Annotated in this window: 12 protein-coding genes; 3 read left to right on the top strand and 9 right to left on the bottom strand. The window is 54.3% G+C overall.

Annotation, left to right across the window (positions count from 1 at the left end; translation table 11 throughout):
* The first annotated feature begins 15 nt into the window (after positions 1 to 15).
* A complete protein-coding gene (locus tag L1D43_RS08150; protein ID WP_041511152.1) occupies positions 16 to 285 on the top strand; it encodes a hypothetical protein in 270 nt (89 codons plus the stop codon).
* A 78-nt stretch (positions 286 to 363) separates the two neighbouring features.
* On the opposite strand, the gene L1D43_RS08145 is transcribed toward L1D43_RS08150, so the two are convergent.
* Positions 364 to 564 carry a hypothetical protein gene (locus L1D43_RS08145; protein WP_239851118.1) on the bottom strand — a complete coding sequence of 67 codons (201 nt, stop codon included), beginning with the start codon at positions 562 to 564 and terminating at the stop codon, positions 364 to 366.
* Here L1D43_RS08145 and L1D43_RS08140 point away from each other — a divergent pair.
* Positions 521 to 1,615: a putative metalloprotease CJM1_0395 family protein gene (locus L1D43_RS08140; protein WP_239850639.1), complete on the top strand. Its 1,095-nt coding sequence runs from the start codon at positions 521 to 523 to the stop codon at positions 1,613 to 1,615. The two genes, L1D43_RS08145 and L1D43_RS08140, sit on opposite strands and share 44 nt — an antisense overlap.
* Here the strand turns inward: L1D43_RS08140 and L1D43_RS08135 are convergent.
* Genes L1D43_RS08135 through cmoA form a run of 8 tightly spaced genes read right to left on the bottom strand, consistent with a single transcriptional unit; the run spans position 1,595 to position 10,259 of the window.
* Positions 1,595 to 2,503 carry a LysR family transcriptional regulator gene (locus L1D43_RS08135; protein ID WP_239850637.1) on the bottom strand — a complete coding sequence of 303 codons (909 nt, stop codon included), beginning with the start codon at positions 2,501 to 2,503 and terminating at the stop codon, positions 1,595 to 1,597. The genes L1D43_RS08140 and L1D43_RS08135 overlap by 21 nt on opposite strands.
* 15 nt (positions 2,504 to 2,518) lie before the next feature.
* Positions 2,519 to 3,670 carry a DUF3541 domain-containing protein gene (locus tag L1D43_RS08130; protein WP_239850635.1) on the bottom strand — a complete coding sequence of 384 codons (1,152 nt, stop codon included), beginning with the start codon at positions 3,668 to 3,670 and terminating at the stop codon, positions 2,519 to 2,521.
* Positions 3,645 to 5,333: a hypothetical protein gene (locus L1D43_RS08125; protein WP_239850633.1), complete on the bottom strand. Its 1,689-nt coding sequence runs from the start codon at positions 5,331 to 5,333 to the stop codon at positions 3,645 to 3,647. Before L1D43_RS08125 ends, L1D43_RS08130 begins: the two co-directional genes overlap by 26 nt.
* On the bottom strand, positions 5,296 to 6,252 hold the full coding sequence (locus L1D43_RS08120) for an alpha-L-glutamate ligase-like protein (protein WP_239850631.1): 957 nt from the start codon (positions 6,250 to 6,252) through the stop codon (positions 5,296 to 5,298). The genes L1D43_RS08125 and L1D43_RS08120 overlap by 38 nt, the downstream gene beginning before the upstream one ends.
* Before the next feature lie 2 nt (positions 6,253 to 6,254).
* A complete protein-coding gene (locus tag L1D43_RS08115) occupies positions 6,255 to 7,760 on the bottom strand; it encodes an inactive transglutaminase family protein (protein WP_239850630.1) in 1,506 nt (501 codons plus the stop codon).
* Positions 7,761 to 7,775: 15 nt separating this feature from the next.
* Positions 7,776 to 8,513 carry a RimK/LysX family protein gene (locus tag L1D43_RS08110; RefSeq protein WP_239850629.1) on the bottom strand — a complete coding sequence of 246 codons (738 nt, stop codon included), beginning with the start codon at positions 8,511 to 8,513 and terminating at the stop codon, positions 7,776 to 7,778.
* Positions 8,514 to 8,538: 25 nt separating this feature from the next.
* A complete protein-coding gene (gene cmoB / locus L1D43_RS08105) occupies positions 8,539 to 9,531 on the bottom strand; it encodes a tRNA 5-methoxyuridine(34)/uridine 5-oxyacetic acid(34) synthase CmoB (protein WP_239850628.1) in 993 nt (330 codons plus the stop codon).
* Complete coding sequence (cmoA, locus tag L1D43_RS08100; RefSeq protein WP_239850627.1) at positions 9,528 to 10,259, bottom strand: carboxy-S-adenosyl-L-methionine synthase CmoA; 732 nt, start codon at positions 10,257 to 10,259, stop codon at positions 9,528 to 9,530. Before cmoA ends, cmoB begins: the two co-directional genes overlap by 4 nt.
* A 352-nt stretch (positions 10,260 to 10,611) precedes the next feature.
* Here cmoA and L1D43_RS08095 point away from each other — a divergent pair, with 352 nt between their 5' ends.
* Positions 10,612 to 13,467, top strand: coding sequence for a transporter substrate-binding domain-containing protein (locus L1D43_RS08095; RefSeq protein ID WP_239850626.1), 2,856 nt, complete (start codon positions 10,612 to 10,614; stop codon positions 13,465 to 13,467).
* Positions 13,468 to 13,572: the final 105 nt, after the last annotated feature.

Below are 13,572 nucleotides of genomic sequence, written 5' to 3'. Positions count from 1 at the left end.
AAAGGGCCCTAGATTATGGAAATCCCATCAAGTTTTTCATCCGGTCTTGCCGGTTTGCAAAGTGCGCAGTCTGGCTTGACTCAGGCCACTGTGGATGTTGCTAAACCCAGCCCGCAGCAGGCGAGCGAAGCCGGTGGTACAGAGACGGCTAATCCCGTTAACGCCACAGATAAAACCCAGGCCCTGGTCTCGGCTATCGAATCTAAAAACCAAGGGGAAGCCGCGGTAGAAGTGTTAGAGGCCGCAAACGAGACCCTAGGTACAGTGATAGATATAGAGGTGTAAGTCCGTGGCCGGCGCCATGACTACGCCATCCTTAACGGCAATGCGCCTGAGCGCGTTGCCGTCTTCTTCTGCTCCAAGTTACGCTCTAGCTTCCTCTTCAGCCTCAAACTCTGGTTCTATTTCAGGCTCAAAGTCTGGTTCAATTTCAGGGTATACGTCCGGTTCGGTAAATTCGGCGCCAGTTGTCACTAATCGCGCGGCAAGCGCAAGCCTCAAGGCAAACACGGCAGGTTCTTTGCCGGCATCTTCGGCTATCACTTCCAGTGTTACTTCCAGCATTTCCAATTCAGGCAGTTCAACCGGCCAAGGGGGTTACAGCCTCTCCCGTGGCCCCCTTGGGATTGGAGGATTGCTTAATCAAGTCACCAGTCCGGGACTCGGTGATGGCGGTGCAGGCTCTCACCAAAGCGTATTTTCGGGAGCAAGTGGCTTAGGAAAGCAAGCTACAGATTCACGTGTGGGTAATGGCTTGCCAAGCGCTGATCCCGCAAGAGGCCCGGGTAGAGAAGGGCGTGACACTAATGGTGCCAGCGCAGTTGATGGTGAAAAGCCCCGAGTCGATATTTTTGGCCGAGCGGATGAAACATCTGATGAGGCGTACAATCCCTTTGCCCATGAGCAGCAAGATAACGCGGGGCGAGAGAATAGCCTAGGGCAAGAGGCTAGTCCAGGGCAAGATCCCGAGCTTGCTCGTCAGGAGGCTGAGCTGAAAGAACTTTCGCGACGCGACGCCGAGGTCAGAGCCCACGAGCAGGCCCATGCCAGCGTCGGCGGCACCTTTGCCCGTAGCCCAAGCTTTAAGTATGAACAGGGCAGCGATGGCAGGCGTTATGCGGTGGATGGTGAGGTGTCGATCGATATCTCCTCCATTCCCGGCGACCCGTTAGCGACCCTGAATAAGATGAAACAGGTCTATGCGGCGGCGATGGCGCCAGTGACACCTTCGATGGCCGATATTCGGGTGGCGAGCGAAGCCCTGCGTAAGATGAATACGGCGAAGGCGGAACTGGCAAAGGCGCGCCAGGAAAGCGCCATTTCCCCACAGCAGACGCAGCCACTTATCGATGCTGGTAAGAGCGAGCAGCAGCGCCAGTTGCCCGAGCCTGTGATCCCAAGGGTGAGTGGTAGTGTGGATGAAGAGGGCAAAATCTCAGGCGCGAGAGTCGACTCACCGTCGCCACTCGATGATGACATCTCACCGTCGCAATCGATAGAGAGGATAAGCCGTCATATCCTTGCATCCGATGGCCTTGTCTTTACCTCTGAAGCCCTGTCGATGCGTTATCAATCGGGCGAATCTCAATCTTCATCATTCACTTTCACCCTCTAAAACCGAATGATTTTTAAGGATCAACTGTTCCAGCAGCTGTGAGGCGGGCCCTTGCTTGTCGCGATTGGGAATAACCAAGCTCAGGGGCACCTGGCGATGAGTCGACCCCCTCAGGGTCAATCGGGCCAGGCGACCTTCCTTGATGGCGTCGCACACCAGATGGCTGGGGATCCAGCAAAATCCCAGGCCCTTGGCCAGCACGACCAGGGCCTCATGAAAATTGGCTACCGTCCAGCGCCGTTCGGCCTTGAGCCAACCCAGTTCACCGCGGGCGATCTGACCCGTATCTTTGATCACTATCTGTAACTGCTCCGCCAGGGTTTGATCGTCCAGGGGCATCGCCATGCTTGCCAGAGGATGAGAAGGGTGGCAGACCAGTTGAAAATCCACATTGCACAATGGCTGGGCCAGGTGGCCTTTCGGCGGCGTGCCACCTATGATGGCGAGATCCACGGCTTCCGACTCCACCAGTTCGGCGCTGCCGCTGATCACCGAGTCTAAGACGGTGATGCGGGTGCCACGTCCCAGAGGTTCGAACTCAGCCAGGGCGTCGATGAGGTGCTCCATGGGGTAGATTATTTCCCTGGAGAGCAACAGACTCGGCTCCCAGCCCTTTTCCAGGTTGCTAGCTAACTGCTCTAGCTCGCTCACTGAGCGGGTGATGTGACGCGAACGTCTAAGCAGTACCTCGCCGCTCTCGGTGAGATAAGCCTTTCGGCCTCTCACTTCCAGCAAGGCAACCCCTAACTGGGTTTGAAGCTTGGCCACCGCATGGTTGAGAGAGGACTGGCTCTTATTAAGCTTTTCTGCCGCCTGGGCGTAGCCACCGTAGTCGACGACGGCCTGTAGAATACGCCATTGCTCGAAGGTCGATTTAGCCTGACTCATGCTGATCCTGGACTCCTAATGTTTAACGCCCTGAGATTTCTTTTTCTCGGCTTTTACGCCATCGCCGTCGGTTTTTATGCTCACCAACTTAGGCAGATATTTCTTGGTTGCCTTGAGTCGATGGAAATAGGGGCCCTGATGTAGTGTCTTGGGCCAGTCCAGCAGCATCATGCCTAATACGTTGCGATGCTCGCCCAGGGCAAGATCGGGATTACCTCGGGGTGAAGGGATGGTCTGCACCTTAGGATCGAAGGCCGCCATGATGTGGGCCTGGGTCTTCTTCACTACGGGATTGTCCGACATGCCTGCCAGGTGGAAGCTTATGCCGACTTCGGCGATGATATCGTCGGTGGCATCGCGCAGGATCCTGTCTATGTTGGCCTCGAAATAATCCAAGATCCAGGCAAATTCCTTTCTATCGACCGGATGCTGATAATACTCGCTGGCGGCGAAGATAAAGTGGGTCATGCCGTAGATCTTATTGCGAAACTGTTTCTTGTCGAGCTTAGGGTCGCGGCTTAGGGGATAGACTCGGTTGAAACCCGCCTTGTACTCCTGCACATAGTCGCCCACACCGAGCTGCTTGGCCCAGTAGACATAGTTGACGAGCTGCGCGGCCCAGGCTTCGATCATCGCCTTGTCGGTGAGCCCGCGTTTAAGGTCGGTCGCCTTTAGGGCCTTGACCAACTTGTTGTGACAGGGCCCTTGCAGGCCAAACTCGTCGATGCGGCTGGAGAATCTCAGTAGCACGTCGGTGTAGAAGAGAAATTCAGGAAAGGGGGAGAGCGCCTTCTTACGCGCCTTGGCTCTGGGGCCTTTACCCAATACATCGATGGCCGCCTGAGCCTCATTCTCTATAAAGCCAGGCTGATCCAGCCGACAGGCATAAAACGCCTGAGACTCGGTGACGGCATATAGGTCGACTAAAGCGGCATTGGCATACTTATCATCTCCCGTCATGCGATAGAGGCGGATACCATAGTGCCCCTGCACTCTAGGAGGGAGTTGATAGAGATGATCTTCAAGGTTCTGTTGAATCGCCTGCTTGACCCCTTGTGCATCCAGCGAGTTGGCTGTCTTTGCCGAGGCTGGCAGGCTAGGGAGCAGCAGGGCGGAGGTGAGTGCGAGTGCCCTAAAGATTCTAGTGTACGGGCTTAAGTTGAACATGTTGGCTCCTTTCTAGGATGGTGGCGACTGACTGTGCACTGCCAAAAATCAAATTGAGTTGCTCATCGAGAGACAGTTGCTGCTCGTTGATGAGGAGGAGTTCGAACACGGCCTTATCTTCCTGGTGAGTGTCGCTCAGGATCTGCTCTGCCAGGCTCTGGTGCCACAGAGAGAGATAATAGAGGGGGCCCTGGGTGACGGCGCCGGTAAAGCTAAACAGGGCATCATCGGCTTCAGGCCAAGGCTCGCCGAAACTCAGGGAAAATTCCTGATTTAGGTCGCGATAGAGGCGATGTTCGGGTGCCTGATATGCCCGCAAGGCTAGCTTGCTGCGAAACACCTTGAGCTGGGATGCAAACGCCTTGAGCTGGGCTTCGCGGCTATCTCTGGGCAACTGGGGAAGCAGCCGCTTCGACAGGTATTGACTCAGCCAGAGGCTGGCGATCGCCTGGCCATCGCCTAAGGTGTTGTTGAGGTAGTAACGCCCACCTGTGAGCAGGCGAGAGACCATCTCGGCGGCTGCGATGATCAGCTGCTCTTGACCGCGATAGTCATCGATCTCATCTGGCAGCGTGAGGGTGAGCTGGCCAAACTGTTGACCCACTACGCTTTGCCTTAGGGGACTCAACTGGGTTTTTGCCCCTCGATGAGTCGCCGCCTGGCTGAGAAAGATATCCCCCAGCAATCGCCCCTGGTGCCACAGACGCAGCATGTCGGTGTTAATGGTCTCAAACTGCAGGCCAAATGGCTCAAGCTCTTGCTGAATTTCACTCAGCAGCTGTCGACCCGACAGGGGCCGAACCTCGACTTTGGCAAGGTCGGCAAGCACAGCGCCTAGGCGCCAGGGGGCAGGCGCTATCCGGGTTTGACTGTCTAGATATTGTTTGACCTGCTCCGGGCTCGCAAGTTGCTGATGGCTGAGTGCCCAGCTGGCATAGTCGAGCGCATCATGCTCCTCTGCTACCGCCTGTTTGGTCTCGAGGATGAGGGACATGGCGGCCAGGTTTTTCTGCTTGGCCCGGGTTTGGTAGGCCTGCCATACCTGGCGCTTACAGGCCTCATCTGGCTGATGGATCAGATAGCTGGCGATTGAGTTATCGAAGGCCTGCGCCTGAGCCTCTTTGGATTTAGCTTCGTGGGATTTAGCTTCATCGTCGAGGCGACACCGGCTCTCACCTATGATGAGTGACAGATCTTTCTGTCTTAGTCCATGGGCGATACTTGCCTGAGCGGTATGGATCTTCGCCTTCTGCACCTGGTCAATCTGCTCGGCTATCTGCTGCGTAAGCCCCCGGCCGAGTTGGCGGAGATCTGACACTTGGCTTTGCGCCCATTGTCGGCTCTGTGTTTTGAGCCAAGGGTCTTTGGCTAGACGCTCAAACTCATCGGCGAGATGCAGCTGACACTGCAATAAGGCCTCTTTATCCTCGGCATTCAATGGATAGTGACGATAGAAGCGCACGCTGTCTTTGAGATTAAACAGGCCTAGCAACTCGCGCTCGAGCCTCACGCTGGCGTCTTGTGGTGTGTCGCTGGTCTGAGCCTGGGACAGAGAGACCTGGTAGTCGATGCACTGCTTGCTCAGCAGTGTGATAGGAGAGGCGGCCTGGGCCGCCACGCTGTAGTTAAGCGCCAGGCAGACTGCTAAAATGCGTTTTAGCATAGGCGACGCGCTCTTCCACTGACATAGATTGGTTTTTCATCTGCTCGACATGCTTAAGTCGCGGCAGCAAGCCCTGAGCATTGGCGATCTGAATAGCAAGACCCGGGCGCGCATTCAGCTCAAGCAGCAAGGGCCCCAGCTTTTGGTCCAGCACCATGTCTGTGCCCAGATACCCAAGCTCACTCATCTCATAGGCCTTGGAGGCCGTATGCAAAAGAGTATCCCAGTGAGGCACCTGGATCTCGGTGAGTTTCTTGTTGGTATCCGGGTGCAGGTCTAAAGGGCGGTCAAATTGCACCGCATGCAGGCCTCTGCCGGTGGCGATATCCAGGCCGACGCCTACTGCTCCTTGGTGCAGGTTAGCCTTACCATCGGATGCGGCCGTCGATAGTCTCAGCATCCCCATGACGGGGAATCCCTTAAAGACGATCAGGCGAATATCGGGTACCCCCTCGAAGGAGTAGCCGTCGAAAACGGGATCGAACTCGATGAGTCCTTCGACGATGGCCACATCTGGCTTACCGCCGAGCGAGAAGAGGCCACTGAGTATGTTAGATATGTGGCGGTCGATCTCGCTGGGCGTGACCTCGTGGCCATTAGGCTTAAAATAATGGCCATTCTCTACCTTAGTGATCACCAAGATCCCTTTACCGCCGGACCCCTGTGAGGGTTTGATCACGAAGCCATCGCGGTTGTTGACCATCTCTGGGATATGCATGATCTCATGTTGCTGGCAGACGGTACCGATGAGCGCAGGCACGGCGATGTCGTTCGCCAGTGCCAACTGCTTGGTGGTTAACTTATCGTCCACGCGCTTGTAGAACTTGCGTTGGTTGTACCGACCTATGTAGTCGATATTACGCTTGTTCATGCCAAGCACGCCGTTATCCCTTAGCCTTAGCGGATTTGCAAATAGCATGGTTACTCTCCCGCTAAAGGTCTAAAGCGTCTAAGTTCCAATAACTTATAACCTGTGTATTGGCCCATCAACAGTACGGTTGCCAGAATCACCAGATGGATCCCCAGGAAGTTAAATACCCAGTGTTGTACCCAGGTCGCGCTCATGGCCAGGTAGGCTAAGGTGGCGACAAACAGGCTACCACCACCCTGGACCATCACTTCTTTGGCGCCTTCCTCCTCCCAGAGGATGGACATACGCTCGATGGTCCATGCCAGGATGATCATTGGGAAGAAGGTGATGGTGAGCCCTTCGCTCAGGCCAAACTTGTAAGAGAGCAGGGTGAACAGGCCTATGATGCCTATCACCACTATGATCACCGCCGAGATCCGCGAAATAAGCAGGAGGTTAAGATCCGACAAATAGGAGCGGATCATCAAACCGAAGGCGACGATCAACAGGAAGCCGATAAGGCCGGTCAGCAGGGTGGTCTGAATAAAGGCCAGGGCGATCAGCACGGGCATGAAGGTACCCGAGGTCTTGATGCCTATGATGACCCTGAGGAACACCACCATCAGCACGCCGATAGGGATCAGCAAGATGCCTTTAAACAGGCTCTGCTCTTCCAGCGGCAACTGGTAGAGGGAGAAGTCTAGGGCATCCTTGTTCTTCAGCATGTCGATAGAGGTCGCCAGCGCCGAGCGGGTGTCTTGCAACATGGAGAAGTTCACCTGAGAGTTGACGCCGCCAACGACATCCAACGTCGATTTTGCGGTTCTGTCCCAGATAAGCAGGTTATCAGGACGTCCCTGAGTACCATCGTTGGGGTTGAAGATGAGCCACTGTCCCTGGTGGTAGACCTCCACATAGTTGGACAGTTGCTGACGGCGACGCTGATCTTCTAAAAATAGCCCGCTGACCTTCTTGGCCGGGATCCCCTTGCTGTTAAGCATGCGGATGAAAAGATCGGGACGTGAATTGCTGGTGAGAAGCAATTCCAGATTCTGGCTGCGCTCGGTGGCGTTGAAGCTCTTGTTGAGCTGCTGGGCAAACGAGAGGTTGGTCGCGCTGCGTGACCAGATCTCGCTCATCACCTGTTCGGCGGCGGCCTTCTCTGTGGCAGACCAGTTGTAGGCCTGGGGTGTCTCGGGCGCTTGTTCGGCTGGGATCTCATTCTTGCCGGTCGGCACTAAGGTGACCTTGTAGTAGAGATCTTGCTGACCTATCGCCTCTCGCGTCGACCAGGTGACCTGGCGACCGCTATCAGCCTGAGTAACCGACATGCCGTAGCCCGGCGAGGTGGCGTTTTCCGCTAGGATCTCGAAGGCTGGATCGTTAGGCAGCGAGAAGGTGACCTCGGCGGGTTCGCCGGTGCCTTGAAAACTGACCTTGGCATCTACCGCCCAGCTCTGTACCTGTTCGCCCGGAAGGAAGGGCACATTGTGTTCGATGCCACGATAGACACTGGCGGCTATGCCTGCGATAAACAGCAGGACGACTAAGATATAAAAAGGTTTTTTAGAGTGCATCGAGTCTACATCCTATTATTTTGCTGTTTTTGACGGATTTTTCTTACCGTGCACAAAATTCTGACCCACATCGACAACTGCTATGTCTTGCATAAACTTACGTCCCAGCAGCAGTTGATAGTCGAGATGGCTACGATCCACTAGGTTAAGGTCGGTTTCCGCCTTGTAATTGCCAATCTGCAGATGGGCATGGATCACCGGGCGTCTGTCATTCTTCTCATCGGCATCCTGCTTGATACGAACGAAGCGCTCCACCTTAGACTCGAAGGTCTGCGATGGCTTGTCGGCGCCTTGGGTGAAGACGTCGAAGCGTACCCACTGCTTACCATTGCGCTCGAACAATATGATGTTGTGAGCATCAAGCGATGATGATTCTGCGCCGGTATCGATACGAGTCTCGAAGCCTGCCTTGATCTCATCGACATAGACATGTTCTACCGCGCCCAGAATAAACTTGTCGCCGATGGGCGATGGGTCGCACTGCACCGGGACCTGTACCACCTGCTTCTCGGGCTGAGTCCTAACGGCGGCCACCTGCTTGGACAGTTGCTCCAGCTGGGTCGATAGGGAAGTCAGCGCGGCCTGCTGCTCGCTTTGGTTGGCGCTGATTAAGGTGACTAGTTCGCTCTTTTGCTCACTCAGGCTTGCATTAAAGGTGTCGATGTCGACCGGGGCGGGCTGCTCAGGCGCTTGAGTTGCCGCGCAGCCTGCAAGGCTGGTTACCAGGGCGAGAGTTGTCATCTGTTTTAACATAGTGCTTCCCGTTTACTATTTTCGTTTAAATCAAATCTTTGTTGGGCTGATTCTTCACGGCAATAAAAGTGGCGCGTTTGGGCGCCGGATAGCCCTCAACCGTCAGACTGACATCGTTAGGATCCAGATAATCGACTAACGACTCATTAGGCATCCAATCTGTGCTGCGCTGTTCTGCCAATGAGGTGACATCAATATCGACGCAGCGGACATCGACAAAATCTGCCTTCTTGAGCCAGGCCTCTAGAGCCTTGGCCGACGGCAGGAACCAGACATTGTTCATCTTACCGTAACGCTCTCCTGGCACCAGCACCGTGTTTTCATCGCCATCGACGACCAATGTCTCGAGTACCAGTTCGCCGCCGGTCCTGAGTTGGTCCCTCAGTTGCAGCAGGTGATCGATAGGCGAGCGTCTGTGATAGAGCACGCCCATGGAGAATACTGTGTCGAAGGCATCCAGCGGCGGCAGTTGCTCTATGCCAAGGGGTAATAGATGCACTGGGTGTTCGTTACCCGCCAGGCGTTTTACCGCCTCAAATTGACACAGAAATAGCGGTGAAGGGTCGATACCGACGACACGTTTTGCGCCGTCACCCAGCATACGCCACATGTGATAACCGCTGCCGCAACCAACATCGAGCACGGTACGATTCTTCAGTGGTGAGATGTGGGGCTGAACCCGCTCCCATTTCCAGTCTGAACGCCATTCGGTGTCGATATGAATGCCATGAAGATCGAAGGGACCCTTGCGCCAGGGGCAAAAGAGTTTCAGCAGGTTTTTGAGTTTTTCTTGCTGGCCCTTGGTGAGCTGCTCACCGCTGCCCACCTCTACCTTAGTGGTGAAATCGATTCTGTCTGGTGCAGGGTAATGGAGTTTATTGAGTACCTTTTCCCATTTGGGCAGATTGCCGTGCTTATGTTCACGTTGCCATTGGCCGAGGATCGTCGGGAGTTCTTCTAACCAATGTTGAAGATTGGAGTCGGCGATTTGCTGATAAAAGGAGCTGAAGCTGATCACTTGATGGCCACCATAGATGCGAAATTAAAACATTGGAACCAGACACTAAAATGACTAAAACCTTGAGCCTCAAGGCGTTGCTGATGCTGGGGCAGGGTGTCTGGTTTCATGACATGTTCCAGCGAGCTGCGCTTTTGGCTAATCTCAAGCTCGCTGTAGCCGTTGGCACGTTTAAAGTCGAGATGTAACTCGTCCAGCAGATGCTGCACCGGCTCATCTTCGAAGACGAGCTTCTCTGACAGGACGAGAATGCCGCCGGGTTTGAGTCCCTGATAGATCTTGGCGATCAGTGTTTGTCTGTCTTCGGGCGCCAGGAACTGCATGGTGAAGTTGAGGATGACCATGGAGGCGTCCTGGATCTCTATGTCGCGAATATCGGCACAGATCAGATCGACGGGGGTCTCGCTCACATAGGCACTGAGGTTCTGTTTGCAGCGCTCTACCATCGACTCGCTATTATCGACGGCGATGATCTCGCAGCCCCTGCCTTCGATACGGCGACGCACGCTCAAGGTGGCGGCGCCAAGCGAACAGCCTAAATCGTATATCTTGCTATTGGGGGTGACACATTTATCGGCGAAATCGCCTAGGGTGTTGATGATCTGTCCATATCCAGGGACAGAGCGACGTATCATATCGCTAAAGACACCTGCGACTCTATCGTCGAATTGAAAGTCACTGATATGTTCACAGGCTTGGGCGTAAATTGTATCTTGATTCGAGTTCATCAGAGTTTTTTGAGTAAATTCAATATTCCATTCTAGCTAATGATAACAGTTCGCAGCAAGTCTAGTACTGGTAATTAGGCATAAAATTCTGTCTAATATCCTAATAACAACATATATTTTACAGCGCGGTGACTTTGTGATTTAAGCTAAGGCGCCAAGGTTATTTTTGTAGCCGGCTTGTAATATGAAGCTGCCTTTAAAACGCCTTTTAAATATGGTGAATATGCTGGCCAGGTTATAGGTGAATGTTTTGAATCGTTTTTAGGTTTAGACAGCCCAATAGTAATGGTTAATACATCAAGGCGTGTTAGGTTAGCGCTAATAAAATGATAATAGAGACCGGGATAGATCTTTGACACCACTACATCTTTTGGCATCGGCTTTTTTAGCCAAGGTTCGCGGCGCACTGGCGCGCATGGCCTTCGTCCCCTTAGCCATAGTGCTCCCCCTACTTTCCAGTTGGCATCTGGCTGCCGACGGGCGTCAGGCTCCACTGGTGCTGGTGATGGGAGAGGACAGTTATCCTTATCAGTTTGTCGATGAGAACGGTGACGCTAAAGGCGTATTGGTGGATCTTTGGCGCGAATGGTCGTCGCAGACTCAGGTGCCTGTGGTCTTCGTCGCCCGTCACTGGCAGGACTCGCTTAAACAGCTCGCCCAGGGAGATGCCGACATCCATATCGGCCTTGGCATCACCAAGGAGCGGGATAGGGATTTCGATTTTGCCGCGCCCATCGCCTATGTCAGCACCTATCTTTATGTGCGTAACACACTTAAAGGCAAGAAAAGTTTTACCGATCTCCAGCCCTATCGTATCGGCGTCGTGGCGGGCTCGTCACACGAATCGATACTCAATCATCAGGTGAATGGGCTGAGCTACCGTTACTATAATAGCCGCGCCGAACTGCTTCGCGCCGTGGTGGCCGGTGAGGTCGACGTGTTTGCCGGCATGGAAGGTTACCTAAAGGATAACGCCGTTAGCCGCGCCGTCCTGGAGGAGTTCCCATTGGATAATCGTCTGCTGATCAAGAAGACGGCGCTGGTGCCTGCGGTCAGTAAGGGACGACTCGACCTTATCACAGAGATCAACCGCGGCTTCGATAGCCTGAGTCAAACCAGCCGCGCCGAAATCGACAAGCGCTGGCTCGGCTTTAGCCGTGATGCCAACACCTTAGTGATAGCCACCACCACAGGTATTCAACCCTTTGTCGATACCGGGGGCGATGGTGAGCCACACGGTCTCTATATCGATATCTGGAAGCTCTGGTCTAAGAAGACGGGGATAGAGGTGGAGTTTCGCCCGGCCGCTATGGAAGATGGCCTGGATGAGCTCAGGTTTCACCGCGCCGATATCCATGTGGGTTACCCCGAAAGCGACACCATGAAGTCCAACCTGACCAGAGCCTGGCGCACCTATCAGGTGAAGAGCCGTCTCTTCAGTTATGGCAAAGCCATCAATAGCTTAGATGAGTTAAAGGGAAAACGCGTCGGCGCCGTGCCCACCGCGCCTTATCTGGATAAACTCAAGCAGGCGCTGCCGAACTCGGAGCTTAAGCTCTATACCGATGTGACGCAGATGATTCAGGCCGCCCAGCAGGGTCATATTGCCGCCTTCGTGGCGTCTTCCGCCTGGACCCAACACTATTTGCTGAGAGCAGAATCCTGGTCCGACTTTCACCAATTCCGTGCTCTCGCCTTTACGACAGATATCTATGCCCTGACTCGCAACGAGGATAAGGGACTGGCTCAGCGTATTGCGGCGGGCTTTCGCCTGATCAGCAATGCAGAGCTGGCCAGTATAGAGAATAAATGGATATTGGACAGAGACGATAGGAGCGTGCAGTCGCTGCTTAATCCGCTCTCTATTACAGAATCCCAGCGGCGCTATTTAGACGGCCTGGGCACACTTAAGGTGGGTTATCTTGCTGCCTGGGCGCCCATGGAGTTTCAGGGGCCATCTGGCGAGTTTATGGGGATCAACAGTGAGATCAGCCTCTGGGTCGCCGATCAGCTTGGCCTGACGATCGAAGGCGTGCCGTTCGAGCGCTGGAGCAGCCTGCTCGATGCGCTTAAACAGGGCGAGATAGATATCGTTGGCAGTGTCGCCCATACCCCAGAGCGGGAGCGGGAAATGGTCTTTACCAGCCCCTATTGGCCATCGCCCTGGGGGCTGGTGACCAACCTAAGTCAGGTGACTGTATTTAACCTGAGTCAGATGAGTGGAAAGCGCCTGGCAATCGTCGAGGGCTACCATCTGATTGCTAACCTGATGAATAAGGCGCTGGGCATCGAACTGGTGATCGTGCCCAACAGCCGCGCGGGTGTGGATGCAGTGGCACAGGGTAAGGCCGATGCCTTCATCGAGAAGGTGATCAACATGGCCATGGTGCTCAAGGAGTCAGATTATAAGGCACTTAAGATGTCTGTGTTGGCGGATTTCTCCCAGCAGCAGAGCCATTTTGCGCTAAATCCCAAGTACAAGGAATTGGTCCCCCTGTGGGATCAGGCCATCGCTCAGCTGACTCCTGAGCGTCAAGAGGAAATTTATCAGCACTGGGTGAAGGAGGAAGTCAGCAACTGGAGGGCCTGGGTGAACTATCAGAGTGCCTTCTATCTTTTGGCGCTACTCAGCTTTGTGGTGTTTGTCTATCTTATCTTGCGCTCCCAGCGTAGCCGTCTCGCGGCTGCCAAGGAGCTAGCCCATGAGCTGACCCGGGCTGGGCAGTTCGATACGCTTACCGGCCTGCCTAATCGTAGCCTGCTTGATGACAGGCTGCAGCAGTCGGTACTGCTGCACAGGCGTGAGATGCAGCCCTTTGCAGTGCTCTTCATCAGCTTCGATAATATGCGCCAAATCAATCAGACCTTTGGTCATCAGGTGGGCGACAGGGTGCTGGCCGAGGGGGCGCAGCGACTCAAGTCGGCGGTGCGTAAGTCTGATACCCTGGCACGCTTTGGTGGCAACGAATTTGTGATGGTGCTCAATCGCAGTAAAGATCTCGATACCGTGTGTCAGGTAGCCGATGGCATAGTGGGCGGCTTTAGTGCGCCCTTTGCCATCAACGGTCTGGATGTGGCACTATCGGTCAGCATAGGGGTGGCCATGTTCCCGAATGATGGCGACACTGTCGTTGAGTTACTCAAGACCGCCGACAAATTGATGTCGCGGGCAGTGAAACAGGGTGGGCGCTGTTACCAAAGTGCCTGAACTGTGACCCCAGTTCAGGATTTGATGGATATTTATCCAACCCAAAGGTTTACTTCATTTTAAGCGGATGAAGTTGTTTTGAAATCGGCAATATTTCACTATAAT

This window comes from Shewanella sp. Isolate8 (assembly GCF_022398495.1).
Classification (GTDB): domain Bacteria; phylum Pseudomonadota; class Gammaproteobacteria; order Enterobacterales; family Shewanellaceae; genus Shewanella; species Shewanella aquimarina.
Note: the sequence above shows the minus strand (reverse complement) of the source record. Positions and strands in the feature narration are given on the sequence as shown.